This is a genomic window from Leisingera sp. G5_S3_59_S7, assembly GCF_054968485.1.
This window is the reverse complement of record NZ_JBQKUH010000020.1, coordinates 35,680-57,961: the sequence shown is the minus strand read 5'-3', so window position 1 is coordinate 57,961 and position 22,282 is coordinate 35,680. Positions and strand designations below refer to the sequence as shown.

The 22,282-nt window shown below is 65.6% G+C and carries 20 protein-coding genes; 8 read left to right on the top strand and 12 right to left on the bottom strand.

What is annotated here, in order from left to right; all coding sequences use genetic code 11:
• Positions 1-2 precede the first annotated feature (2 nt).
• Positions 3-1,385, top strand: coding sequence for an MBL fold metallo-hydrolase (locus ACTRWG_RS11075; RefSeq protein ID WP_027233759.1), 1,383 nt, complete (start codon positions 3-5; stop codon positions 1,383-1,385).
• Between the two features lie 84 nt (positions 1,386-1,469).
• Here ACTRWG_RS11075 and ACTRWG_RS11070 read toward each other — a convergent pair whose 3' ends face one another.
• The 4 genes from ACTRWG_RS11070 to ACTRWG_RS11055 all read right to left on the bottom strand — a co-directional run bounded on the left by ACTRWG_RS11070 (position 1,470) and on the right by ACTRWG_RS11055 (position 5,621).
• The gene (locus ACTRWG_RS11070) at positions 1,470-2,243 is read right to left on the bottom strand and encodes an IclR family transcriptional regulator (RefSeq protein WP_027233760.1); all 774 of its coding nucleotides are present in this window, start codon (positions 2,241-2,243) and stop codon (positions 1,470-1,472) included.
• A gap of 13 nt (positions 2,244-2,256) precedes the next feature.
• The gene (locus ACTRWG_RS11065) at positions 2,257-3,615 is read right to left on the bottom strand and encodes a TRAP transporter large permease (protein WP_027233761.1); all 1,359 of its coding nucleotides are present in this window, start codon (positions 3,613-3,615) and stop codon (positions 2,257-2,259) included.
• Complete coding sequence (locus ACTRWG_RS11060; RefSeq protein ID WP_027233762.1) at positions 3,615-4,283, bottom strand: TRAP transporter small permease; 669 nt, start codon at positions 4,281-4,283, stop codon at positions 3,615-3,617. The genes ACTRWG_RS11065 and ACTRWG_RS11060 overlap by 1 nt, the downstream gene beginning before the upstream one ends.
• A 105-nt stretch (positions 4,284-4,388) precedes the next feature.
• A complete protein-coding gene (locus tag ACTRWG_RS11055; protein WP_462829321.1) occupies positions 4,389-5,621 on the bottom strand; it encodes a TRAP transporter substrate-binding protein in 1,233 nt (410 codons plus the stop codon).
• Positions 5,622-5,731: 110 nt separating this feature from the next.
• Between ACTRWG_RS11055 and ACTRWG_RS11050 the strand changes: the two genes are divergently transcribed.
• The gene (locus ACTRWG_RS11050; protein WP_027233764.1) at positions 5,732-7,321 is read left to right on the top strand and encodes a GMC family oxidoreductase; all 1,590 of its coding nucleotides are present in this window, start codon (positions 5,732-5,734) and stop codon (positions 7,319-7,321) included.
• Between the two features lie 122 nt (positions 7,322-7,443).
• Here ACTRWG_RS11050 and ACTRWG_RS11045 read toward each other — a convergent pair whose 3' ends face one another.
• The 4 genes from ACTRWG_RS11045 to ubiT are packed head-to-tail and all read right to left on the bottom strand — an operon-like array spanning position 7,444 to position 11,072.
• Positions 7,444-8,688 carry an NnrS family protein gene (locus tag ACTRWG_RS11045; RefSeq protein ID WP_084299339.1) on the bottom strand — a complete coding sequence of 415 codons (1,245 nt, stop codon included), beginning with the start codon at positions 8,686-8,688 and terminating at the stop codon, positions 7,444-7,446.
• Positions 8,649-9,554 carry a ubiquinone anaerobic biosynthesis protein UbiV gene (ubiV, locus tag ACTRWG_RS11040; protein WP_027233766.1) on the bottom strand — a complete coding sequence of 302 codons (906 nt, stop codon included), beginning with the start codon at positions 9,552-9,554 and terminating at the stop codon, positions 8,649-8,651. The genes ACTRWG_RS11045 and ubiV overlap by 40 nt, the downstream gene beginning before the upstream one ends.
• A gap of 4 nt (positions 9,555-9,558) precedes the next feature.
• Positions 9,559-10,536: a ubiquinone anaerobic biosynthesis protein UbiU gene (gene ubiU / locus ACTRWG_RS11035; RefSeq protein WP_027233767.1), complete on the bottom strand. Its 978-nt coding sequence runs from the start codon at positions 10,534-10,536 to the stop codon at positions 9,559-9,561.
• Positions 10,536-11,072 carry a ubiquinone anaerobic biosynthesis accessory factor UbiT gene (ubiT, locus tag ACTRWG_RS11030; protein WP_446027515.1) on the bottom strand — a complete coding sequence of 179 codons (537 nt, stop codon included), beginning with the start codon at positions 11,070-11,072 and terminating at the stop codon, positions 10,536-10,538. Before ubiT ends, ubiU begins: the two co-directional genes overlap by 1 nt.
• Before the next feature lie 118 nt (positions 11,073-11,190).
• On the opposite strand from ubiT, the gene ACTRWG_RS11025 reads away from it, so the two are divergent.
• A complete protein-coding gene (locus tag ACTRWG_RS11025; protein ID WP_027233769.1) occupies positions 11,191-12,720 on the top strand; it encodes a UbiD family decarboxylase in 1,530 nt (509 codons plus the stop codon).
• Positions 12,717-13,295, top strand: coding sequence for a UbiX family flavin prenyltransferase (locus ACTRWG_RS11020; protein ID WP_027233770.1), 579 nt, complete (start codon positions 12,717-12,719; stop codon positions 13,293-13,295). The genes ACTRWG_RS11025 and ACTRWG_RS11020 overlap by 4 nt, the downstream gene beginning before the upstream one ends.
• Before the next feature lie 36 nt (positions 13,296-13,331).
• Here the strand turns inward: ACTRWG_RS11020 and ACTRWG_RS11015 are convergent, their stop codons facing one another.
• Together ACTRWG_RS11015 and ACTRWG_RS11010 are read right to left on the bottom strand one after the other, a co-directional pair.
• The gene (locus ACTRWG_RS11015) at positions 13,332-14,135 is read right to left on the bottom strand and encodes an SDR family NAD(P)-dependent oxidoreductase (RefSeq protein ID WP_027233771.1); all 804 of its coding nucleotides are present in this window, start codon (positions 14,133-14,135) and stop codon (positions 13,332-13,334) included.
• A gap of 55 nt (positions 14,136-14,190) precedes the next feature.
• Positions 14,191-15,345 carry a thiolase domain-containing protein gene (locus ACTRWG_RS11010; RefSeq protein WP_027233772.1) on the bottom strand — a complete coding sequence of 385 codons (1,155 nt, stop codon included), beginning with the start codon at positions 15,343-15,345 and terminating at the stop codon, positions 14,191-14,193.
• A gap of 76 nt (positions 15,346-15,421) precedes the next feature.
• Between ACTRWG_RS11010 and ACTRWG_RS11005 the strand changes: the two genes are divergently transcribed.
• Positions 15,422-15,970, top strand: a complete 549-nt coding sequence (locus ACTRWG_RS11005; protein ID WP_027233773.1) for a PAS and helix-turn-helix domain-containing protein — start codon at positions 15,422-15,424, stop codon at positions 15,968-15,970.
• A gap of 162 nt (positions 15,971-16,132) precedes the next feature.
• On the opposite strand, the gene ACTRWG_RS11000 is transcribed toward ACTRWG_RS11005, so the two are convergent.
• A complete protein-coding gene (locus ACTRWG_RS11000; protein ID WP_027233774.1) occupies positions 16,133-16,756 on the bottom strand; it encodes a hypothetical protein in 624 nt (207 codons plus the stop codon).
• A 206-nt stretch (positions 16,757-16,962) separates the two neighbouring features.
• Between ACTRWG_RS11000 and ACTRWG_RS10995 the strand changes: the two genes are divergently transcribed.
• The 3 genes from ACTRWG_RS10995 to ACTRWG_RS10985 are packed head-to-tail and all read left to right on the top strand — an operon-like array spanning position 16,963 to position 21,779.
• Positions 16,963-17,958: an HlyD family secretion protein gene (locus ACTRWG_RS10995; RefSeq protein ID WP_027233775.1), complete on the top strand. Its 996-nt coding sequence runs from the start codon at positions 16,963-16,965 to the stop codon at positions 17,956-17,958.
• Positions 17,955-20,654, top strand: coding sequence for a ribosome-associated ATPase/putative transporter RbbA (rbbA, locus tag ACTRWG_RS10990; protein ID WP_027233776.1), 2,700 nt, complete (start codon positions 17,955-17,957; stop codon positions 20,652-20,654). The genes ACTRWG_RS10995 and rbbA overlap by 4 nt, the downstream gene beginning before the upstream one ends.
• A complete protein-coding gene (locus ACTRWG_RS10985; protein WP_462829320.1) occupies positions 20,655-21,779 on the top strand; it encodes an ABC transporter permease in 1,125 nt (374 codons plus the stop codon).
• On the opposite strand, the gene ACTRWG_RS10980 is transcribed toward ACTRWG_RS10985, so the two are convergent.
• A complete protein-coding gene (locus tag ACTRWG_RS10980; protein WP_259973188.1) occupies positions 21,776-22,183 on the bottom strand; it encodes a universal stress protein in 408 nt (135 codons plus the stop codon). The two genes, ACTRWG_RS10985 and ACTRWG_RS10980, sit on opposite strands and share 4 nt — an antisense overlap.
• Positions 22,184-22,282: the final 99 nt, after the last annotated feature.

The window sequence follows — 22,282 nt, the reverse complement described above, 5'->3', positions numbered from 1 at the left end:
CCATGCCGCCGCCAAGCAGTCCCAGGCTGCGTTTCCTAGGGGCCACCGGTACGGTCACCGGCTCCCGCTACCTGATTGAGGCCGGACAGCAGCGGGTGCTGGTCGATTGCGGGCTGTACCAGGGGTACAAGCAGCTGAGGCGGCGCAACCGCAAGCCGTTCCCGGTGCGCCCCGGTTCGATCACCGCCATTCTGCTGACCCATGCCCATCTGGATCATTCCGGCTATTTGCCGGCGCTGATCCGGTCGGGCTGCCGGGCGCCGGTCTATTGCACACCGCCCACCCGCGACCTGTGCGGGCTGCTGCTGCGCGACAGCGGCCGCCTGCAGGAGGAGGAGGCCCAGCATGCCCGGCGCAAGGGCTACTCCCGGCACAAGCGCCCGAACCCGCTGTACACTGAACAGGACGCCCGCGCCGCCCTGCGCCGGTTCAAGACGCATCCCTTCGGGGTGCCGCTGGATCTTGGCGGCGGCCTGAGCGCCGAGTTCATCCGCGCGGGCCATTTGCTGGGCGCCGCGCAGATCCGGATCACCGTCGGCGGCAGGACGGTGCATTTCAGCGGCGACCTGGGCCAGGACCGCGACCCGCTGATGCCGCCGCCGGAACCCTTTGCCGGGGCCGATGTGCTGGTCTGCGAGTCGACCTACGGCGACCGCCTGCACCCGGCCGTGGCCCCCGAGGATGAGCTGGCGGGCATCCTGGCCCCGTTCCTGAAGCAAAAAGGCATTGTGCTGATCCCCGCCTTTGCGGTCGGGCGCGCCCAGGGCATCACCTACCACCTGTCGCGGCTGATGGCGGCGGGCCGCATTCCGCGGGTTCCGGTGTACCTCGACAGCCCGATGGCGTCGGATGCCACCGATATCTATATCCGCCACTGCGCCGAGCACCGCATCCCCTGGCAGGACTGCGCCGCCGTCTTCCAGCTGCCGGCCCGGACCAATTCGGTGGCCGAGTCCAGAGAGCTGAACACGCTGGAAGGACCGATGGTTATCCTGTCGGCCAGCGGCATGATCACCGGCGGGCGCATTTTGCATCACGTGGTGAACTTCGGCGGCAGCCTGCGCACCATGATCGTGCTGTCGGGCTATCAGGCGGGCGGCACCCGCGGCGCCTCGCTGGCGGCGGGAGAGCGGCGGCTGCGCATCTTCGGCAAGGACCACGTGATCCGCGCAAGGGTTGCGCAGCTGGAAACATTATCAGGCCACGCCGATGCCGATGAGCTGCTCCGGTGGATGGCAGCCGGCCCTGCGCCTGAGATGACTTACCTCACGCACGGCGAACCGGAAGCTGCCGAGATGCTGCGGCGGCGGCTTTGGCATGAATTGGGCCGCCCGTCCCGGGTGCCCGAGCATTTGGAATCCATCCGTATTGATACCCCGTCATGACCCGGGCGCGCGCCGGATGCCGCCAGTTGGCACGCGTCAGTCAATGGCCATGAGATGCTGTGACAGGGCCTGCGCCCCTGGGCCTTATGCCAGGTTCGCCAGCTCACGTGCTGCCTTCTGCAAGCATGGCAGAAAATCCGTCAGGTCCTGCAGGCTGCGACGCTGCACCGGTGCGTGGACCGAAAGCGTTGCAAGCAGCCGGCCGCGGGCGTCCCGCACGGGGACGGCGACGGCGACCATGCCGTCAATGAACTCTTCGTCGTCGGTGGAATAGCCGCGGCCGGCAATTGCGCCCAACTCCGCGGTGATCGCGTCCGGATCGGTGCAGGTCTTACCGGTCACCGCTTCCAACGGGCGGGCGCGCAGAACGGCCTCCAGCGTGCTGGGCTTGAGGGTGGAAAGGTACATCTTGCCGCTGGCGGTGCAGTGGAAGGGCACCTGGGTGCCGATCGGCAGCTGAATGCGCAGCGGCCACTTGGTTTCCACCCGGTCCAGATAGGTCATCCCCTCGCGGTCGGGGGTGGCAAGGTTGCAGGTCTCGCCCAGCTCTTCGGCGACACTTTTGAGGATGCTGAGGCGGCCGGTGCGCAGGTGTTCGGACGACACGGTGTTGAGCGCCAGCTGGCGCAGGCGGGGGCCGGGGCCGTAGGCCCGCCCGTCCAGATCGCGCTGCAGGAAGCCTTCCGCCTCAGCCGTCTGCATCAGCCTGTGAACGGTCGGCTTGGGCAGGCCCATCGCCTCGATCATCTCAGCCGGTTTCACCGCAACGCCGCGGCAGGCGACCTCCTCCAGCAGCACCAGAAGGCGCAGGTTGGTGGGGATCTGCCCCTCATTCTTGTCCAGCGTACCCGCTGCCATCGCCGCCTCACCGCTATTTATCGGGCAGCAGCACCAGGGCGAATTCGGGAACCAGAGAGACCAGGACCCAAACGCCGATCAGCGCTGCAAGGTAAGGGACCGTATAGCGAAGCAGCCGGAAATACGGAACACCGGTCACACCCGATGCGACATAGAGGTTCAGCCCGTAGGGCGGGGTGATGAAGCCGATGGAGGCGCCGACCAGGAAAATCACCGAGAAATGGATCGGGTCGACCCCCGCGGAGGCGGCGATGGGGGCCAGGATCGGCGCCAGGATGATGGTGACCGGCAGGCTTTCCAAGACCATGCCGGAGAAGAAAACGATCACCATCGAGGTGAACAGCACCGCGTGGTAGCCGCCCATCGAGGTGACAAACCCCCCGATCACCTGCTGAGCACCCAAGAGCGACAGGATTTGCTGCATGACCACGGAGATCGCAATCAGCGGCGCCAGGATTCCGGTGATCTGGGCCGAGCGCACCACGATCCCCGGGATTTGCGGGATGGTGAACCCTTCGACCACCAGCATTTCGGCATAGGATTTTTCTTCCCATGTCTTGCCGCTGCGGGCGCCGGTGATTTTGGTGACCACCCAGGACAGGACACCCGCGATAACGCAGAAACCGACAGTCACGCCCGCCGCCTCGGTGGGGGAGAACTTGCCGGTGTAGATGCCCCACAGCACCAGCCCGATGGCAAAGAAGCCCAGCCAGGCGCCGAAGGCGGTTTTCAGGACCCGGTTCAGCTGCAGCGGGATCAGGAAGCCCCAGCCGTTCTTGCGGCAGATGACCCAGCAGGCCAGCTGCATGCCGATGACCATCATCGCGCCGGGCAGGATGCCGGCCACGAACAGATCCGAGATCGGCAGGTTCATCAGGAAGCCGTAGACAATAAAGATGATCGAGGGCGGAATGATGATGCCGACGGTGCCGCCCGCCGCGGCGGTGGCGGCCGAGAACCGCTCGTCATAGCCGCCTTTGACCATTTCGGGGTGCAGCATTGAGCCGATGGTGGCTGTTGTCGCCGAGTTCGAGCCCGAAATCGCGGCAAACAGCCCGCAGGCGCCCAGCGAGGCCATCGCCAGCCCGCCCCGCATCCAGCCGAGGCAGGCATAGGCAAAATCCGAAAGGCGCCGGGCAATGCCGGACTGGTTGATCAGGTCGCCGGTCAGGATGAACAGTGGCATCGCCAACAGGGCAAAGCCCTTGTTGAACACGTTGAGAAGCTCGGCGCCCATGTTGTCGAGCGTCAGCCCCAGCACAAAGGAGCAGCCGATCACCCAATAGCCGATCACCAAAAGCACCGGCACCCCCAGCATGAACAGGAAGGTGACCCCAATCGAGATCAGCGTGACCCAGGTTCCCGTATCCATTACACATCCCCTCCGATCACGGCCTGTTTGATCAGCGGCGCGCCGCTGCGGTAGTTGCGGATGTCGTCGCCCAGGTTTTCGAACACCCGGGCGATCATCAGGACAAAGGACATCGGCGCGGTGATCAGGAACCACCATTGCAGCACGCTGTCGGTGCCCAGCACGATCTGGAAATTCGACGCCGACAGCGCGGTCAGCCGGGTGGTGGTGACAAAGACGATGACGGCAAAGCCGAACCACAGCACCGCGTCCAGTGCAAGGCAGCCCATTTGCGCCCAGCGGGGCATGATGGTGCGGAATTCGGAAAAGCTGAGGTGTGTCCGCAGCCGCACGTTAAAGGCGGCGCCGAACCAGGCCATGATCATGAACAGCAGGGGCGGGATGGTCGTGGACCAGGGCTGCTGGTTCTTGAACACGAAGCGGTCGATCACTCCCCAGAAGATGATGAAGGCAATCGCCAGGTAGCTCCACACCATGATGGAGCGCTCCAAGTGCCGGTCCAAAAGCGGCACCAGGCGGTAGACCAGCATCACCAGCAGGCCGCCAAGCGCGGCGGCAACGGTGCCCAGCACCCAGGCGGCATTGCTTTCCAAGGCATTGCGGATCTCCCAGCTGTCCTGGGACGCGAAGGCGCTGATGATGGCGCCGATGTCCGACCAAAGCTGCATCTGTTCCTCCCCTCATTGCCGCTGTGACCCCGCCGGATCAGCCCGGGCAAACAAGGCCGGCGCGTGCCTCTGGCGCCGGCCCTCTGCTCGCGGTTCAGGCCTGTATCAGCCCTTCCACCAGCGGCGCGGCTCCACGTTTTCGGGCTTCATGTCCTTTTCGACTTCGCGCGCGATGGTGTAGATCTCCTGATAGGTGTCGATGCCGCCGGCCCATTTGTTCAGGCGGTCGCGCCACTGTTCCCACAGCTGCGGCTGGAACTCGGGTGAGCACATTTCCTCGGCCATGCGGATTTCGCTGTCCGGCAGGAAAGCCGGGCGCACGCCGTTCTCCACAAAAATCGTGCCGGGCAGCTGCGGGTCGCTGAAACCAACGGTCTTGACCAGTGCCGCCTCGTTTGCGGCCTGCACATGGGCCTGCGCCCAGTAGGCGCTCTCCATCACTGCGTCCTGCAGGTAGCCTTCGAGGCCGTCAAAGACCTTGGCCGACATTGAGGTGTGCTCGGTTCCGCAGAAGAACTTGAGGTCGACCGACTGCGAGACCACCGGCGCCATGTTGGCATAGGCCACGGCGGAGGCCCAGGTTTCGGCGCCGTCGATCAGGCCCTGTTTCAGCCCGTCGAGGGTCTCTTCCCAGGCCACCGGCACCGGGTTCAGGTTCAGTGCCTTCATGGCGATCCGGCCCAGCTGGGTGCCGGTCACCCGGTTCTTGGTGCCGAACAGCTGTTCCAGTTTGGTGATGGTCGGCTGGTCCTTGTATTTCAGGCCCAGCTGGATGCCGCGCAGCTCGCAGTGGCTGAACAGGAACTTCAGCCCGTGGCGCTTCTCCAGCGGGTCGCGCAGGATTTCCTGGCTCTTGGGGTGATAGAGGAAATGGTACTGCGAGGCGCGGCCCGGGAACATGAAGGCATAATCCAGCACGTTCAGGTAAGGCGCGCCGCCAGCCGAATTCTGGGTCGATGCGGCGTAAATGTCGACGATGCCCTGCTGGGTTTTCTCCACACAGCTCAGCTGGCCGCAGATCTGATTGTCGCCGATGAATTCAATGCGGATTTCGCCGTCGGTGCGGGCCTCCAGGTCACGGGCGAATTCCAGCGCCCCTGCCCGTTCGATCAGCAAGTTGCGCGCGTTAAAGCCCGAGGCGCCGAACTTCAGCGTGTGCTTGGCGGGCTTGGCATAGCGCTTTTCATATGTCGATTCCGCCGCCGAGGCGAGATTCGCCAGGCTCATCGCGCCGCCAAAGCCGCCGGCGGCCAGCTGTGTCGAGCTCATCCCGTAAGTCCCTGCCACACGGAACAGATCCCGCCGCGAGATGCGGCTCAATTTGTTGGTCAGCCCCATAATTTTCCTCCCTAACATCAATTATTGAGACGTTTAGTATCAAAAAACGCTAGATCAATTTGCACATCCTGTATAGAAGTTTTTTCATCGAGGGATCGGGAGGGACGGTTTTGGAGGCGGATTTCATTGTCATCGGCGCAGGGTCGTCCGGCTGTGTTGTCGCAAACCGGCTGAGTGCGGATCCGCGCAGCAAGGTGGTTCTGCTGGAGGCCGGCGGGCGGGACATAAATCCCTGGATTCATATTCCGGTCGGCTACTTCAAAACCATGCACAACCCGTCCGTTGACTGGTGTTACAAGACCGAACCGGATCCGGGTCTCAATGGCCGTTCGATCGACTGGCCGCGGGGCAAGGTTCTGGGCGGGTCATCCTCGCTGAACGGGCTTCTTTATGTGCGCGGCCAGAAAGAGGACTATGACCGCTGGCGCCAGATGGGCAACGAAGGCTGGGGCTGGGAGGATGTGCTGCCATTGTTCAAGCGCTCCGAGGATCAGGAGCGCGGCGCTGATGAATATCACGGCACCGGCGGGCCGCTGGCGGTCTCCAACATGCGCATTCAGCGCCCGATCTGCGATGCTTGGGTCGCCGCGGCGCAGGAGGCCGGATACCCATTCAACCCGGATTACAATGGCGCCAGGCAGGAGGGCGTCGGCTATTTTCAGCTGACCACCCGCAACGGCCGCCGCTGCAGCGCGGCGGTGGCGTTTCTGAAACCGGCGCGGAGCCGGGCCAACCTGCAGATCATCACCCATGCCCTGGTGGAAAAGATCAACCTGGACGGGCGCCAGGCGACGGGCGTCACCTATCTGGACCAGGCAGGCCGGCGGCAGACCATTACAGCGCGCAAGGAAGTCATCCTGTCTGCTGGTGCGATCAACTCGCCGCAGACCCTGATGCTGTCGGGAATCGGACCAGCAGCGCAGCTGAAGGCCAATGGAATTGAACCTCTGGTCGATTTGCCGGGCGTTGGCCAGGGGCTGCAAGACCATCTGCAGGCGCGGCTGGTTTACAAGTGCAACGAGCCGACGCTGAACGACGAGGTGCGCAGCCTGTTCAATCAGATGCGGATCGCATTGAAATACGCGCTGTTCCGGGCCGGGCCGATGACCATGGCCGCGAGCCTTGCAACCGGCTTCATGAAAACCCGGCCTGATGTGGCCACACCTGATATTCAGTTCCATGTTCAGCCCTGGTCGGCGGACAGCCCCGGCGAGGGGGTCCATCCGTTCTCGGCCTTCACCATGTCGGTCTGCCAGCTGCGCCCCGAAAGCCGCGGCGAGATCCGGCTGAACGGGCCGGACCCGGAGAGCTATCCGAAAATCATACCCAATTACCTGTCGGCGGAGACCGATTGCCGGACTATTGTGGATGGTGTGAACATCGCCCGGCGGATTGCCCGCCACAGCCCGTTGTCCTCCAAGATTGCGGAAGAGTTCCGGCCCCATTCCAGCCTGGAGATGGAAGACTATGACGGCACGCTGGACTGGGCGCGCAGCAATTCCGTTTCGATCTACCACCCGACGGGAACCTGCAGGATGGGCCAGGGCCCGGACGCAGTGGTGGACGCCGGTTTGCGGGTGCATGGGGTCCGGGGGCTGCGGGTGGCCGATTGCTCAATCATGCCGGAAATCGTCTCCGGCAATACCAATGCGCCTGCGATCATGATCGGGGAAAAAGCCAGCGATCTGATCACCCAATAGCTGTTTCACTCTGCCCCGGAGCTATGCCTGGCCGTTCAGACCGCTACCGGTCAGTCCTGCCGCGTGTTCAAGAAGGCTTCATCTGCAATTTTCATTTAGCCCTCTGTTCTGCCGGTACGCGATCATGGCTTTCCGACGCTGCGCCCGCTCAGGACCGGGCGGCGGACCGGGCCGGACAGGGCGGGCAGGAAACCCGCGACGAAGGCCAGCCATCCCGCACACCAAAGCAGCGCTGCGGCAGTTATCAGGGTTTCGGCATGCGCAGGAAAAAGGGGAACCGCCAACCGGACCCACGCCGTGAGCCAGACCAGAACAACCCCGGCCTTGAATCCGGAACCGGCCCGCATTGTCCCGTCCGGGGCGTGGCAGGCGGCCCGCCCGGCAATGGCCATGATCAGCCCCGGCATGGCCCCGATGGTAATCGCGTGGACAGCCGCTGCCATTGGGTAGCCGGAAAAGCCAAGCCCGGCGGCCCCGATGGCCAGCGCGCCAAGCGGCAGCCAGAGAAAAGCCATGTGCTGCGCTGCCAGCAGCGGATTGCGAAGCGTCGCGCAGGTGCGCCAGCCCTTCATGGTCCAGAGCATTGTCACCGCTGACGCAATCAATGCTGCATGGGCCGCGCCGGAAAAGCCGGCCAGTGTCAGGACCACCACCAGTGCCAGCAGCCCCTGCGGCAAGAAGCACAGCCGCGTCCAGCCCTGCACCGGCGGGCCTGAATAGCCCTGCTGCGCCAGCCAGTTGCGCGTAAATGCAGGGACCGCTCGCGCGCCGGCGCTGAACATCAGCAGGATCAGGCCGGTCAGGATAATCCGGGCAAGCGCAAGGCAGCCCCATATATCGCCGGCGGCCGCTCCGGTCAGGAAAACGGCTTCGCCGGCGCCCAGGGCTGGAACTGCCGCGGCCAGCCCCAGCTTGCGATAGGCCTTGGCTGCGGCAATCTGCCGGCAAAGGAAGACGGAGAGGCCAAGGAAGAAAGCCGCATTGAGCAATAGCGGCACCGCAAACGGCAGCGCTTCGAAACCGGCAGTTGCGATCCGTGCCAGGACCCAGGCCAGCGTCAATGCCTTCAAACCTGTGCCGCGCAATGGCGGCTGCGCGGTCCAGCCGGGCAACGCCGTCAGAAGATAGCCGCCGATTGCCGCGGCGGTGAAGCCAAAGATCAGCTCATGGACATGCCACAAAACGGCAGTCGGAAAAGCCGGGGCAGGCAAGCCCAGTCGGACGCCCAATGGCCACCAAGCCACAGTCAGCAGTGCGCACAGGAACGCAGACAGGAAAAGCGGGCGGTGCGGCGCGTCCCAGAACGCGCTGAAATCCCGCCCCGAAATCAAGCCGAGGCCGGATCTGCGGACCAGGAGGCTCCGCACGGCCCTGTCAGGAACCCGTCGCTCAGCCGGATGTCCGGCGAGATTTTCCGGACCTCGCTGGCAAGAGCCCCGCGGGGCGACTCTCCGTTCAAACGCGCGCGGTAGGCTTGGCAAAGGCCGGAAAACCCGTGCGATTGCGGTGACAGGCGCAGGGCGGAAACCCCCGCTGCGGCCAGGGCCTCGATGTGGTAGTCCGCGCAGGCATAGCTGTCCGACAGGGTCTGCACGCCGTTCATGGCCATAAAGGGCTGACCCTCCAGCGTGCGCACTTCCAGCCCGTCCGGGTCCGCTTCGCAAGCAAACTGGCAGTTGTCTTTGGTCCGCTTGTGCAGGCGCGCGTGATAGCAGCGCCCGGATACCGCCAGCGGCAGCCGGCCATGGCCCCAGACCTCAATGGCTACACCCAGCCCGCTTGCCGCCCGGGCCAGCGTCTCAACCGAGGCGAGCGGCAATTCCGGCGGCAGGCAGACGCGTTTGGCCCCCAGCGACGCCAGCCAGGCCAATGTCCCCTCGTTATAGACGTTTATCAGCGGCCCGACGTGAAAACCGGTGCCCTGGGGCAAATTCGCCAGCGCTGTCAGGTCGTTGATTTCAACCGTCACCCCCATTTCCGCCAGTTCTGCGGTCAGCTTGCGCTCGCGCTTGAGGGTCACCAGCGCCAGGCTGGTCAGCACTGCCTCCTTGCCTGCATCAGCCAGGGCAGCCAGCGCCTCCGGGATGCGGTCCTGATAGAATGGCAGGCGTTTGGAGCACACCAGCTCACCCAGGACGACCCGGTCAACGGGGGTTCCGGCCAGTTCGCGGTAGAACGTGCTCCATTGTTCGGCCGGCCAGAAGAATTGGTTCGGCCCGACAGTCAGTTCCATGCTGTTATCTCCAGGTCTTCTTGTAGGCGCCGGTGGTCATGGCCTGACCCTCGGACAGGCGCGCCAGCATCCCCTGCGGCAGCGGCTGGCCTGCCTCCAGCGCATCAACGGCGGCGCGGAAGTTGCGCACGACTTGCGCCACATACGACTTGGAGCGCTGCCGCCCTTCGATCTTCAGCGCCGTGACACCGGCCTTGTGCAGCTGCGGGATCAGTTGCTCGGCATTCAGGCTTGCCGGGTCTTCAAACAGGTGGCCGGTTTGGCCGCCGGCGGAAAAGCAGCCTTTGCAGAGTGTCGGATACGGGGCAGGCTCATCCTTTGCCGCACGGTGGATCGTATATCCGCCAAGCTTGGCATCCAGCGCGCCGTTGTCGTTGTGATACTCCACATGGCTGGCGGGAGAGCAGACGCCGTTCATGTTCGGTGACAGCCCGGTCGCATAAGAGGACAGCGAACAGCGCCCCTCAGCCATCACGCACAGGCCGCCAAAGACGAAAACTTCGGTCTCGGCCTCTGTTTCGGCATTGATGGCGGCGATTTCCGGCACCGAGAGAACCCGCGGCAGCACCACCCGTTTCACACCAAAGGTCCTGGCATAGTAGTTGATAATGTCCGCATTGGCGGCGGCGGCTTGCACAGAAAGATGCAGGCGCAGGCCGGGGTGGGTGCGCGCGGCATAGTCCAGCAAACCCGGGTCGGCCAGGATGACGGCATCGGCTCCGGCGTTTTCGGCATCGTCGATGGCGCGGTGCCAGACAGGCTGATCGCCTGCGCGCGGAAAGGTATTGACCGCCACCAGGACCTTGGCGCCATGGCTGTGGGCAAAGGCCACGCCGTCGCGCATCTCGCTGCGGTCGAAGTTCAGCCCGGGAAAATTGCGGGCGTTGGTCTCGTCGTTGAAGCCGCAATAGACAGTATGCGCTCCGGCTTTGACCGCGGCCCGCAGCGCGGCGGGCGTGCCGGCCGGGCAGACGATTTCCATCACCATGCCGCGTCCTCCGCTGGACGGGCCAGGCAGACACCTGTGCGCCGCCCGGCAAACCCCGCGGCCTGCAGCAGAAGGCCGGAAAACGGCCCGGACATGGCAGCAATCTCCTGGGAAATATCCAGCTCAGCGTCATCCACGGCATTGCGGAGGGCCAGCGCCGCAGCGGTATCGCCTTCGATCACAAGATCACGCGAGAAAAACAGGGCGTCCCCGTCATAGGCACCGTGGACCAGTCCCAGCAGCGCTGCCAGCGGGCCGGAAATCCGGGCGGCTCCGTCACAGCTGCGGCGTGTGGCGCGGACCGACGGGAGGCCATCGTTCGGATCAAGGCAAAGAACAACGGGCAGGTCGGTGGGATCCAGGACAAACCGCGTGCGGCTGTGCTCTCCCAAGCGGCGGAACAGGCCGGGATGGCGCCTGGCGATACGGCGCGAGCAGGCCGTCAGCGAAAGGGACAATGGCCCGAGGGGCAGTATTCGCAGCAGGCGCGCAAGCGCTGCGGGACATTGGGGGATCCGGGTTCGGGTCAACAAAGAAATCCTTTTCCGCCGGTTACTTCGGTCGCTGGTGTGTTCTAGGCCCCGGTCCGCCGCCCAAGTTTGTCGTGCGTCAAATTCGCGGTGCGAAACTCTGCTAGGGCTCAGCGGAATTCAGCCTTGGAGCAGTCCCGTTCGCACGCATCCGCCATATCCCAGCCTGCGCCATTTCCTCGACTGGTGCGCTGCAACCGGCCAGTTCCGGCGGGTTCCGGATCCGGTTTCCGTGCGCCACCGGATGACGGCAGTGCACCGCGCAGTGCTGGAAGCCGGGGGGCCGGTGCTGCAATTCGACCGTCCGGTTTTGGACGATGGCCGGATTTCGGACATTCCGGTTGTGGCGAACCTCTTCGGGACCGCTGACCGGGCGGCCGCCGGGCTGGGGGTCTCTCAATCTCAGCTGGACGATCTGGGGGCCTTTCTGGCTGCGCTCAGATCGCCCGCCCCGCCCGATGGCCTGCGGGATGCCCTGTCGCGCTGGCCCATGCTGAAGGCGGCGCTGGCCGCCCGGCCGAAGATGGTGAAAACCGCGCCGGTGCAGGCCGTCATCCATGAGGGGCCGGAGGCCAGCTTGTCAAACCTTCCGGTGCAGACCCATTGGCCCGGGGATGCGGGGCCGCTGATCACTTGGCCGGTGGTGATCACCCGCCCGCACGGCAGCGCCCCGGAAAACGTCAGCAGCTATAATGCGGGCGTGTACAGAACCCAGGTGCTGGACCGCTCGCAGCTGATCATGCGCTGGCTGCCGCACCGCGGCGGCGCCGCGCATCACCGCAGCTGGGCAAGGCAGGGCGAACCGATGCCGGCGGCTGTGGTTCTGGGCGCAGACCCGGCCACGCTGATGTCCGCTGCGCTGCCGTTGCCGGAGACCGTGTCGGAACTGGCCTTTGCCGGGGCCCTGGGCGGCGCCCGGCCGCGCTTGGCCGCCTGCAAAACCATTCCCCTGATGGTGCCTGCCGATGCAGAAATCGTTCTGGAAGGCTGGGTGTCTCCGGATGAAACAGCGCCCGAAGGCCCCTTTGGCGACCACACCGGGTATTACAATCCGGCCGAGCCCTTTCCCGTCATGCAGGTCAGCGCGGTAACCTGCCGTGAGAACCCGATTTACCTGTCCACCTACACCGGCCGGCCGCCGGATGAACCCGCCATCATCGGCGAGGTTTTCAACCGGCTGGCGTTGCCCGCGATCCAAGCCCAGATACCTGAAATTCGCGACCTTTGGCTGCCGCCGGCCGCCTGTTCCTACCGCATTGCCATTGTCAGCATCGACAAACGCTACCCGGGCCAGGCCCGCAGGGTGATGATGGCGCTTTGGGGGATGCTGCCGCAATTCAGCTACACCAAGATAATGATTGCAGTGGACGCGGACACCGACCCGCGGAAATGGGACGACATCGCCTGGGTTCTGGCCACACGCATGGATCCGTCCCGCGATGTCATGATCCTGGAGAATACACCTATGGACTACCTTGATTTCGCGTCCCCGCAACCGGGATTGGCCGGCAAGATCGGCATTGACGCCACAACAAAAACCGGCAGCGAAACAAGCCGTGAATGGGGGCAGGTCATGCAGGGAGCGCCGCAGGACCAGGCCTTTGCCGCCGATTTGGTTGCCCGTTTGATGCCGGACTTGAAGGGGTGAGCGTGCGGCGGGTAGTGCTGGGCGTTTCGGGCGCCTCGGGGGCAATGCTCAGCCTGGCAGCAGCGCGGCATCTGGCATCAGCCGGAGTGGAGATTGACCTGGTGGCCAGCGCCGCCGCCAAGCGCACGCTGGCCGAAGAATGCGGCCCTGATGCAGTGGAAACGCTCATGGCCCTTGCCGCGCGCACCCACGCGGTCACTGACATCGGCGCAGCTATCGCCTCAGGTTCGGTTCCGGTGTCGGGGATGATCGTCGCGCCCTGCTCGATGCGCTCCCTGGCAGCAATCGCGCACGGGCTTGACGATAATCTGCTGACACGGGCCGCCAGCGTGCAGCTCAAGGAGCGCAGGCGGCTGATCCTGCTGGCACGCGAGACGCCGCTGACGCTTGCCCATCTGCGCAATATGGCCGCGGTGACCGAGATGGGCGCAATCGTTATGCCGCCGGTGCCTGCATACTATCTTGCCCATGCCACATTAGCAGAGGCCGCCAGCCAGACGGCTGCCCGTGCCGTTGACCTCTTGGCGCTGTCCGCCCCTCACGCGCAGGCCTGGCGGCCCAAGGCTGCAGGCTGACTGCCCGCTTGCCAGCGTGCGGCGGTCACCCGGCGGCTACTGCGCCGTCCAGCCGCCATCGACGGGGATCGACGTCCCCGTGACATTATGCGCCTCGCGCGCGCACAGCCAGAGCGCCAGCGCACCGATCTCGGAGGGGTCGGAGGTGCGGCGCGAGGGTTGTTTCTCGGCCAGGAGATCGGCGATCCCCGCAGCCCTGTCGCCGCCATGCAGGGCGGCGCGGGCCTGGACTTGCGGCTCGATGATTGCGGTTTCGGTCCAGCCGGGGCAGATGCAGTTGACAGTGATACCCCCCGTTTCGCGGCTGCCCTGGCCTGCGTATTCCAGCGCCGCGACCCGCGACAGCCCCACCAGCCCGAATTTCGACGCCACATAGGGCGCCTTGTTCACCGAAGCGACCAGCCCGTGGACCGAGGCAATATTGACGACGCGCCCGTATCCGCGCTCGGCCATTTTCGGCATCGCCAGACGCATCGTGTGAAAGGCCCCGGTCAGGTTGACGCCCAGAACCGCCTCCCAGGTGGCGGCGTCGGCCTCCGCCAGGGAAACCGTTTTCTGAATGCCCGCATTGTTGGCAAGAATGTCGGTGCCGCCCCATGCATCCATTTCGGCCATCATGGCTTCGACCGCGTTTGCGTCCCGCATGTCCGCATCGAAGAACCGCGTTTCCGGCGCGCCGGCAGCCGTGACTTCGGCCATTGCGGCCCGGGCCTGTTCCCGGCCGGCCAGCCCGTGCACTGCCACCCGGGCGCCCGCCCCGGCAAATGCTTTGGCCATAGCCAGCCCGATGCCCTGAACCGACCCTGTTACAAGTGCGGTCTTTCCGGTCAGATCAGTCATGTCTTTGCTCCTGTTGCTGCGCGGCGCGCAATTCGGTGCAGCCGCTCTGCGGGGGTCATGAACAAGCCTCCAGAATGGAGCAGTAATTGGCAACGCCCGATCCGCCCATGTTGAAAACACCCGCCAGGCCGGCGCCCGGTTTCTGCAGCGGCCCGGCCTGTCCGGTGACCTGCTGCGCGGCCAGCACATGCATGGACACACCGGTGGCGCCGACCGGGTGGCCCTTGGCCTTCAGCCCGCCCGACAGGTTCACAGGCAGGCTGCCGCCGGCCATCACGGTGCCCTCTGCCACCGCGCGGGCCCCCTGGCCGGCCGGGGCCAGGCCCATCGCCTCATAGATCATCAGTTCGGCAATGGTGAAACAGTCATGCACCTCGGCCAGGTCGAGGTCATTCACCCCGATGCCGGCCTGGTCATAGGCCATTTCAAACGCACGCGCCGCACCTGCAAGGCGGGTCATGTCCCGCCGCGACATGGGCAGGAAATCATTGACCTGGCAGGCGGCGCGGAACCCCGCCGCGCATTCAAAGCCGCCGCGGTCTCCGGCCACCATCACCAGCGCGGCGGCGCCGTCCGAAATAAGCGAGCAATCCGTCAGCCGCAGCGGCGCGGCAATCACCGGGTTCTTGTCGCTGGGCGTGTTGCAGAACTCAAAGCTCACGTCCCGGCGCATCTGCGCCAGCGGATTGGCCTGCGCGTTTGCATGGTTCTTGACGGCGATCCGGGCCAGCGTTTCGGACTGGCCGCCATAGGCCTGGAAATAACCGCTGGCGATCCGGGCAAAGATCTGCGGAAAGCTGACCCCGGCCTCCTCGGTCTGATACGAGGCGCCGGCCAGCGCCTCGGTCACCCCTTTGGTGTCAAGCGAGGTCATCTTCTCCGCGCCGATCACCAGCACAGTCCGGGCCGATCCTGCCCGGATCGCATCGCGCGCCGCATAGACCGCCGCCGAGCCCGAAGCACAGGCGTTTTCCACCCGGGTTGCAGGGGTGAACCGCAGGCGGTCATCCAGGCCCAGCACAAGCGACGACGCAAAGGCGTCCGGCACCATGCCGCTGTTGAAATGCCCCAGCCAGATGCCGTCAATCTCTGCCGGGTCGACACAGGCCATCTCAATCGCTTCCGCGGCGGCGGCCTGAATCAGCTCCTCGAAACTCTGATCCAGCGCACCGAATTGCGTGTGGCCCCAGCCGACTATTTTCGCGTCCATATCTGTCTCCCTTGACGTGCAGGCAGGCTAATTGTGTAACGATGGCCCCGCGATCCGTGTAATTACGTAATTTCCCATGAATGCCGACCTTGAAACCCTTGCCTTCGATCATGCCCCTATCGGCCTGGTTTACGCCGAAAACCGTTTGATCCGCCGCTGCAACCCCCGGTTTGCGCGCATGTTCGGCTACCGGGCGGAGGAACTCGCAGGGCGGTCTCTTTCCGTGCTGTACCCGTCGATGGAGGAATACCGGCGCATTGGCGACCTGGGCCTGCGCAAGATGCAGGGCACCGGCCAGTACGAAGATGAGCGCATCATGTGCCGCCGGGGCGGTGCGCATTTCTGGTGCCGGGTGCGGGGGCAGTCGCTTGACGCGGACAAGCCTTTTGCCCGGTCGGTATGGAGTTTTGCCGATATTTCCGAGCAGCGCCCGGTCACAGAGATGACAGCGCGGGAGCGGCAGGTGGCCAAAATGATGGCCGAAGGGCTCACCAGCAAGGAGATCGCGCGCGGGCTCGGCATCTCGCCGCGGACGGTCGAAGCGCACCGCGCCCGGCTATTGGATAAATTCGGCGCCCGGAACTCGCTGGAACTGATCGCGCGCATAACCGGGGTGCCGATTTAGAGTGCTTTGACTTCCGCGCCTGCGCGGCCTGGGCTCCGGCTTCCGGCCGGTGCCGCCCCGCAATCCAAGCGCAACCGCGATCGCATCCGCGGACGCGCTGTGCAAGGGCGGCCGCCGGCACGTTTTTTTGCGGCGCGCGGGCAGCCCAGGGGGCGTTCAGGCTCAGGCAGAAACTGGAACAAGTTCGGCGGCAAGCTCCAGCACAAGGCCGCTGACCGCCTGCCGGGCCTGTTCCTGCGATTTCTTGCCGCGCAGCTGGCGGCCAAGCGCGGAGCCGCGGGCAGAGGCTTCCTGTGCCAGCAGCAGCAATGCAATTTCCCGCAGCTGATGCATCGCCAGATCCGCCTCATCCTGCCCCAGCAGCTCTTCAAGCTTTGCCGGGGCTGTGCATCCGGCCAGCAGGTGCTTCAGGGCTGCTCCGTGCTTTGACGCCTCGGCCTGGGCAATGCAGATGTCCGTCATGCCCGCCATTTCGGATTGGAAGACCTCAACCGGCACAAAAGCGGTCTGCCGGGAGTAGCCAGCCTGCCGCTCGACATGAAGTTCCCGCTGTGCCGGGTCATAGGACACAACCAGACCCTCAATCGACACATCCGACGCCACCAGCTGCCCGAAGCGCTTGCGCAGGCTGAGCGCTTCGGCAAAGAGCACCAGCTGCAAAAGGCCGGCCTGCGGCAGATCGCAGGAAAGGCGCTGGATACCGCTGCGGCCGGCGTGCTTGTAGTTGAGCGCGAGCCTGGCACCGCCGTCCTGCCGCGCCTCCATCGAGAATATCTTTGCAGGCATGGCGCGCGTTATATGGAAGGCTGCGGGACCTTCAAGCGGCGTCCGGCTCGGCCTGCAGCGCTAAGCGGCCAGGCGCCTAAGGCCAGGCGGCGCAGGCGCAGCGGCGGCCGCTGTGTCTGACCGGCGCCGGGTTGATGCAGAGCAAGGCATCCCGCCGCAGATCCGATTACGCTTGGCAGGTATTGTAGATGACCGGGCGCGTGGCCATGCAAAAGAAAACAGGCGCAATATTTGCCGCTGCGGCCGTGCTGCTAGTGGCCGCCGCAATGTACCTGTTCGTTTCCGAGGACGGCACGGAGCTGCCGGAGGGCTTGGTTCAGGGTAACGGCCGGATCGAGGCCGAACAGGTGGAGATCGCCCCCGCAAGGGCCGGCCGGGTGGCGCAGGTTCTGGCGGCGGAGGGCAGCCTGGTTGCGGCGGGCGATGTTCTGGTGGTGATGGACACTGACGAGCTGTCGGCGGCGCATGACCGGGCCCAGGCCGAAGCCGCGCTGGCGCGCCAGACCAAGGCCGAGGCAGAGGCGCTGGTTGTCCAGCGCCAGAGCGAGCACCGCCGCGCCGAGCATGAGCTGGAGCGTGCCACCGCGCTTCTGGCCGGGCACAACATCTCCGAAACCGTCTTTGAGGAGCGCGACACCGCCCATCAGGTTGCAGAGGCGGTGCTGGGCGCTGCGCAGGCGCGGGTTGCCACCGCCGACGCCGGGATCGCGGCGGCAGAGGCCGAGGTGCGCCGGATCGCCGCGCAGATCGAGGACAGCACCCTGACCGCGCCGATGCCGGGCCGGGTTCTGTACCGGCTGGCAGAACCGGGCGAGGTGGTGGGCGCCGGCGGGCCGATCCTGACGCTGCTCAGCCTTGAGAACATCTATATGGAGGTGTTCCTGCCCGCCCGCGAGGCCGGTCTCCTGCCGATCGGCGCCGAGGCCCGCATCGTGCTGGACGCGCTGCCCGATTACGCCATTCCCGCAACCGTCACCTTTGTCTCGCCAGAGGCCCAGTTCACCCCCAAGCAGGTCGAGACCCTCAGCGAGCGCGAGCAGCTGGTGTTCCGCGTCCGGGTCCGCATCCCCGAAGACCTGGTGGCGGCGCGGATCGAGCATGTGAAGACCGGCCTGCGCGGGGTGGCAGTGATCCGGCTGGACCCGGACCAGGCCTGGCCCGAAGCGCTGGATCGCCGCATCCCGCCTGAGCTGTTCGAATGACCGCCGCGGCAGGAGGCCCTCCCGGCATCCGCATCGCGGAGGTGAGCCACCGCTACCGCAAGCATACCGCCCTGGACGCGGTCACGCTGGATCTGCCGCCGGGCCGGCTGGTGGGGTTCATCGGTCCCGATGGGGTCGGCAAGTCCACCCTTCTGGGCCTGATCACCGGCGCCAAGAAACTGCAGGCCGGGTCGATTGACGTGCTGGGCGGCCCGATCGGCAACGCCGCCCACCGGCGCCGGGTCTGCTCCGCCATTGCCTTCATGCCGCAGGGGCTGGGCCGCAACCTCTATCCGGAACTGTCAGTGCGCGAGAACCTGGAGTTTTTCTCGCGCCTCTTCGGCCAGGGGCAGGAAGAGCGCGAGATCCGCATTGCCGCGCTGCTCACCGCCACCGGGCTGGCGCCTTTTGCGGACCGGCTGATGGGCCGGCTGTCGGGCGGCATGAAACAGAAGCTGGGCCTGTGCTGCGCCCTGATCCATGACCCCGAACTGCTGGTGCTGGATGAGCCGACCACCGGGGTCGATCCGCTGTCGCGCCGCCAGTTCTGGGCGCTGGTCAGCGCCATCCGCAACCAAAGCCCCGGCCTCTCGGTACTGGTCTCGACCGCCTACATGGAGGAGGCGCAGAGTTTCGACTGGATTGTCGCCATGGACGCCGGGCGGGTGCTGTTCCAAGGCCCCCCGGAAGACTTGAGAGGCACCGCGCCCGATCTTGAAACCGCCTACCGGCAGCTGCGCGCGCAGGGCGAACCGCTGGACATCCAGGTCGCGGCGCCCGATCACCGGATCAGCACCGAACCGGTCATCACCGCCCGCGGGCTGACCCGGCGCTTCGGCGATTTCGTTGCGGTCGACAGCGTCGATTTCACCATCGGCCGGGGCGAGATCTTCGGCTTTCTGGGCTCCAACGGCTGCGGCAAGTCGACCACCATGAAGATGCTGACCGGCCTTTTGCCGATCAGCTCCGGCGCGGCGCAGCTGTTCGGCAAGCCGGTCGATGCCCGCAACCGCGCGCTGCGCCGCGAGATCGGCTATATGAGTCAGGCGTTTTCTCTTTATGGCGAGTTGAGCGTGCAGCAGAACCTGCAGCTTCACGCCCGCATTTTCGGGATCAAAGACCGCGAGGCCCGGGTCGCGGAACTGACCCGGCGCTTTGGCCTTGCGGCGCACAGCACCACCCTGGCCGCCGCCCTGCCCCTTGGCATCAAGCAGCGGCTGTCGCTGGCGGTTGCGGTGATCCACCGCCCGCGGGTGCTGATCCTGGACGAGCCGACCTCCGGCGTCGATCCGGAGGCGCGCGACATGTTCTGGGCGCTGCTGGTCGAGCTGTCGCGCACCGAGGGGGTGACGATATTCGTCTCCACCCATTTCATGGGCGAGGCCGAACGCTGCGACCGGGTGTCCTTCATGCACGCGGGCAAGGTTCTGGCCGAGGGCACCCCCGAAGAGCTGATGGCCGCCGAAGCGGCTGACAGCCTGGAGGAGGCGTTCATCTCCATCCTCAAGGCCGCGGACCCCCCTGCCCCGGTCGCCGCGCCGGAGACCGGCGTGCAGGCCGCCCGCGCCAGCACGGGCGGCGGCCTCGGGCGCGCCCTGGCCTATGCCCGGCGCGAAACGGTGGAGGTGCTGCGCGACCATGTGCGCCTGGCCTTTGCCTTCCTCGGCTCGGTGATCCTGATGCTGGTGTTCTGCTTCGGCATCTCGCTGGACATCGACGAGCTGGACTACGCCGCGCTCGACCTGTCGCAAAGCCCCGAAAGTCGCGCCTATCTGGCGGAAATCTCCGGCTCCCGCTACTTCCGCCCCACCCCGCCCCTGGCCAGCGCCGCCGAGGGCCGCAGCCGGCTGGTCTCGGGCGAGGTGTCGCTGGTGGTTGAGCTGCCGCCCGATTTCGGGCGCAAGCTGCGCGCAAATGAACCGGCAGAGGTGCTGGCCATTGTCGATGGCGCCATCCCGTTCAAGGGCGAAACGGTCGAGGGCTATGCCGCCGGGCTGCATCAGACATTTTTAAGCGCCCAGGCTGCCGCCAGCGGCACCCGCCAGCCCGAAATCGCCCGGATAGAGCCGCGGTTCCGCTATAACCAAAGCTTCGAAAGCATCGCCGCCATGGCGCCTGCGATGCCCGCAATCCTGCTGATCATGCTGCCCGCGGTGCTGATGGCGGTCAGCGTCGCGCGGGAAAAGGAACTGGGCTCGGTCACCAATTTTTACGTGACGCCAACCACCCGGCTGGAATTCCTGATCGGCAAGCAGATCCCCTATATCGTGATCGCCTATCTGAACTTCCTGCTGCTGACGGCGATGACCATCGCGGTCTTCGGGGTGCCGCTCAAGGGCGACCCGCTGCCCCTGGCCCTTGGCGCGCTGCTCTATGTCTGGGCCGCCACCTCCTACGGGCTGCTGATCGCCACCATGACCTCCAGCCAGGTGGCGGCAACCTTTGCAACCACTATCGCGTCGGTGGTGCCGACAATCCAGTTCTCCGGCCTGCTGCAGCCGGTCTCAACGCTGGAGGGCGGCGCCCAGACCATCGGCTCGCTGTGGCCGTCGTCCTATTTCCTGCACCTGAACGTGGGCGCCTTCACCAAGGGGCTGGGCTGGGAGGCGCTGCTGCCCGACATCCTGGCGCTGGCCTGCTTCGGCCCGGTGTTCACCCTGCTGGCCGCGCTGTCGCTGCGCGCGCAGGAGAAATAGATGCGGCGGCTGTCCCGCATATTCTGGCTTGGCCTCAAGGAGATGATGAGCCTGCGCCGCGACTGGGTGATGATGGCGCTGCTGGTCTGGTCCTTCACGCTGTCACCGGTGATGGAGGCAACAGGCGTGGCAACCTCAGTGAACAACGCCTCGATCGCCTTTGCCGACGAGGACAACTCGCCCCTGTCCCGCAAACTGGCGGAAGCGTTCTTTCCGCCGGAATTTCAGCCCGTGGTGCAGGTCGCCCCCGGCACCGGCGCCGCGCGGATGGACGCGGGCGATTTTCTGTTTGTGGTGGCGGTGCCGCCCGGCTTCGAAAAGGATCTGCGCGCCGCCCGCGGGCCGGAAATCCAGGTGCTGGTTGATGCCACCGCGATGGAGCAGGCAGGCATCGGCGTGCAGTACATCACCAGCATCCTCAGCAGTGAAATCCGCCGCTTTGCCATCGGTGCCGATCTGGCAGAGCCGCAGGCCCTGGGCATCATCATCCGCAGTGCCTTCAACCCCAACCGCGATACCGTGCGCTTTGCCGGCATCAACGCGCTGATCGGCCAGATCATGTGGCTGACCACGATCCTCACCGGCGCCGCGATGATCCGCGAGCGCGAGCACGGCACCATTGAGCATCTGCTGGCGATGCCGCTGTCGCCCTTTGACATTGCAGCGGCCAAGATCTGGGCCAACGCCACTGTGGTGCTCGCCGGGGCAGCGCTGTCGCTGGCCTTTGTGATGCAGGGGGTCCTGGGCATCCGCATAGCCGGGTCCACGCTGCTGTTTCTCTGCGGCACGGCGCTGTTTCTGTTCACAGCCACCGCGCTGGGGGTGTTCCTGGCGACGGTGGCGCGCTCGATGGCGCAGTTTGCGCTGCTGGTGATGCTGACCATTCTGCCGATGCTGATGCTGTCGGGCGGCGAAACCCCGGTGGAGAGCCAGCCCGCCTGGCTGCAGGCCATCACCACTTTCCTGCCCTCGCGCCACTACATGGCCGCCAGCCAGGCCATCGTCTTCAAGGGCGCAGGCTTTGAAACCGTCTGGCCGGAATTCCTGTGGATGGCGCTGCTGGGCGCCGCGCTGCTGGCCACCAGCCTGCTGCTGTTCCGCCGCTCGGTGGCGCACGACAGCTAGCGGATCACAACCACGGTGCAGGCGGCGTGGCGCACAACCCGCGCCGCCGTCGATCCCAGGAAATAGTCCTGCAGCCCGGGCCGGTGCGACGCGATGACGATGCAATCGGCGCCCTGCTGATCGGCATAATCGGTAATCGCGCGCCCGGCATGGCCGGTGACAACCACCGCCTTGACGTCTTTCACCCCGCCCAGATCGGCCTTGAGCGACGCCAGCATTTCGTCATGGGTATGTTCCAGCAGACCTTCCGGCAGCTGCTGAACCACATATCCGGGAATGGCTTCGGCCACGGTGAGCGCGGTGATCTTGCCGCCGCTGTCTGCCAGCAGCCGGGCGGCCTCCATTGCAGCGGCGGTGTTGGCGCCGTGATCCGGTGCGATGGGCACAAGCACATTCTTGTACATCATGTTCCTCCTCAGGTGGTTGCACAACGTTACGCCCGCGGCGTCCGGCCTGCATTGATTGAGGTTATCCGGCTCGGCGTAGTGCCTCCCGCCGCACAG

Excerpts from the sequence above, each read along its gene's own strand:
- ACTRWG_RS11075 (WP_027233759.1), top strand. The coding sequence starts at position 3 with ATGCCGCCGCCAAGCAGTCCCAGGCTGCGTTTCCTAGGGGCCACCGGT.
- ACTRWG_RS11070 (WP_027233760.1), bottom strand. The coding sequence starts at position 2,243 with ATGGCAGCGGGTACGCTGGACAAGAATGAGGGGCAGATCCCCACCAAC.
- ACTRWG_RS11065 (WP_027233761.1), bottom strand. The coding sequence starts at position 3,615 with ATGGATACGGGAACCTGGGTCACGCTGATCTCGATTGGGGTCACCTTC.
- ACTRWG_RS11060 (WP_027233762.1), bottom strand. The coding sequence starts at position 4,283 with ATGCAGCTTTGGTCGGACATCGGCGCCATCATCAGCGCCTTCGCGTCC.
- ACTRWG_RS11055 (WP_462829321.1), bottom strand. The coding sequence starts at position 5,621 with ATGGGGCTGACCAACAAATTGAGCCGCATCTCGCGGCGGGATCTGTTC.
- ubiV (WP_027233766.1), bottom strand. The coding sequence starts at position 9,554 with ATGGAACTGACTGTCGGGCCGAACCAATTCTTCTGGCCGGCCGAACAA.
- ubiU (WP_027233767.1), bottom strand. The coding sequence starts at position 10,536 with ATGGAAATCGTCTGCCCGGCCGGCACGCCCGCCGCGCTGCGGGCCGCG.
- ACTRWG_RS11015 (WP_027233771.1), bottom strand. The coding sequence starts at position 14,135 with ATGACTGATCTGACCGGAAAGACCGCACTTGTAACAGGGTCGGTTCAG.
- ACTRWG_RS11010 (WP_027233772.1), bottom strand. The coding sequence starts at position 15,345 with ATGGACGCGAAAATAGTCGGCTGGGGCCACACGCAATTCGGTGCGCTG.
- ACTRWG_RS11005 (WP_027233773.1), top strand. The coding sequence starts at position 15,422 with ATGAATGCCGACCTTGAAACCCTTGCCTTCGATCATGCCCCTATCGGC.
- ACTRWG_RS11000 (WP_027233774.1), bottom strand. The coding sequence starts at position 16,756 with ATGCCTGCAAAGATATTCTCGATGGAGGCGCGGCAGGACGGCGGTGCC.
- ACTRWG_RS10995 (WP_027233775.1), top strand. The coding sequence starts at position 16,963 with ATGCAAAAGAAAACAGGCGCAATATTTGCCGCTGCGGCCGTGCTGCTA.
- rbbA (WP_027233776.1), top strand. The coding sequence starts at position 17,955 with ATGACCGCCGCGGCAGGAGGCCCTCCCGGCATCCGCATCGCGGAGGTG.
- ACTRWG_RS10985 (WP_462829320.1), top strand. The coding sequence starts at position 20,655 with ATGCGGCGGCTGTCCCGCATATTCTGGCTTGGCCTCAAGGAGATGATG.
- ACTRWG_RS10980 (WP_259973188.1), bottom strand. The coding sequence starts at position 22,183 with ATGTACAAGAATGTGCTTGTGCCCATCGCACCGGATCACGGCGCCAAC.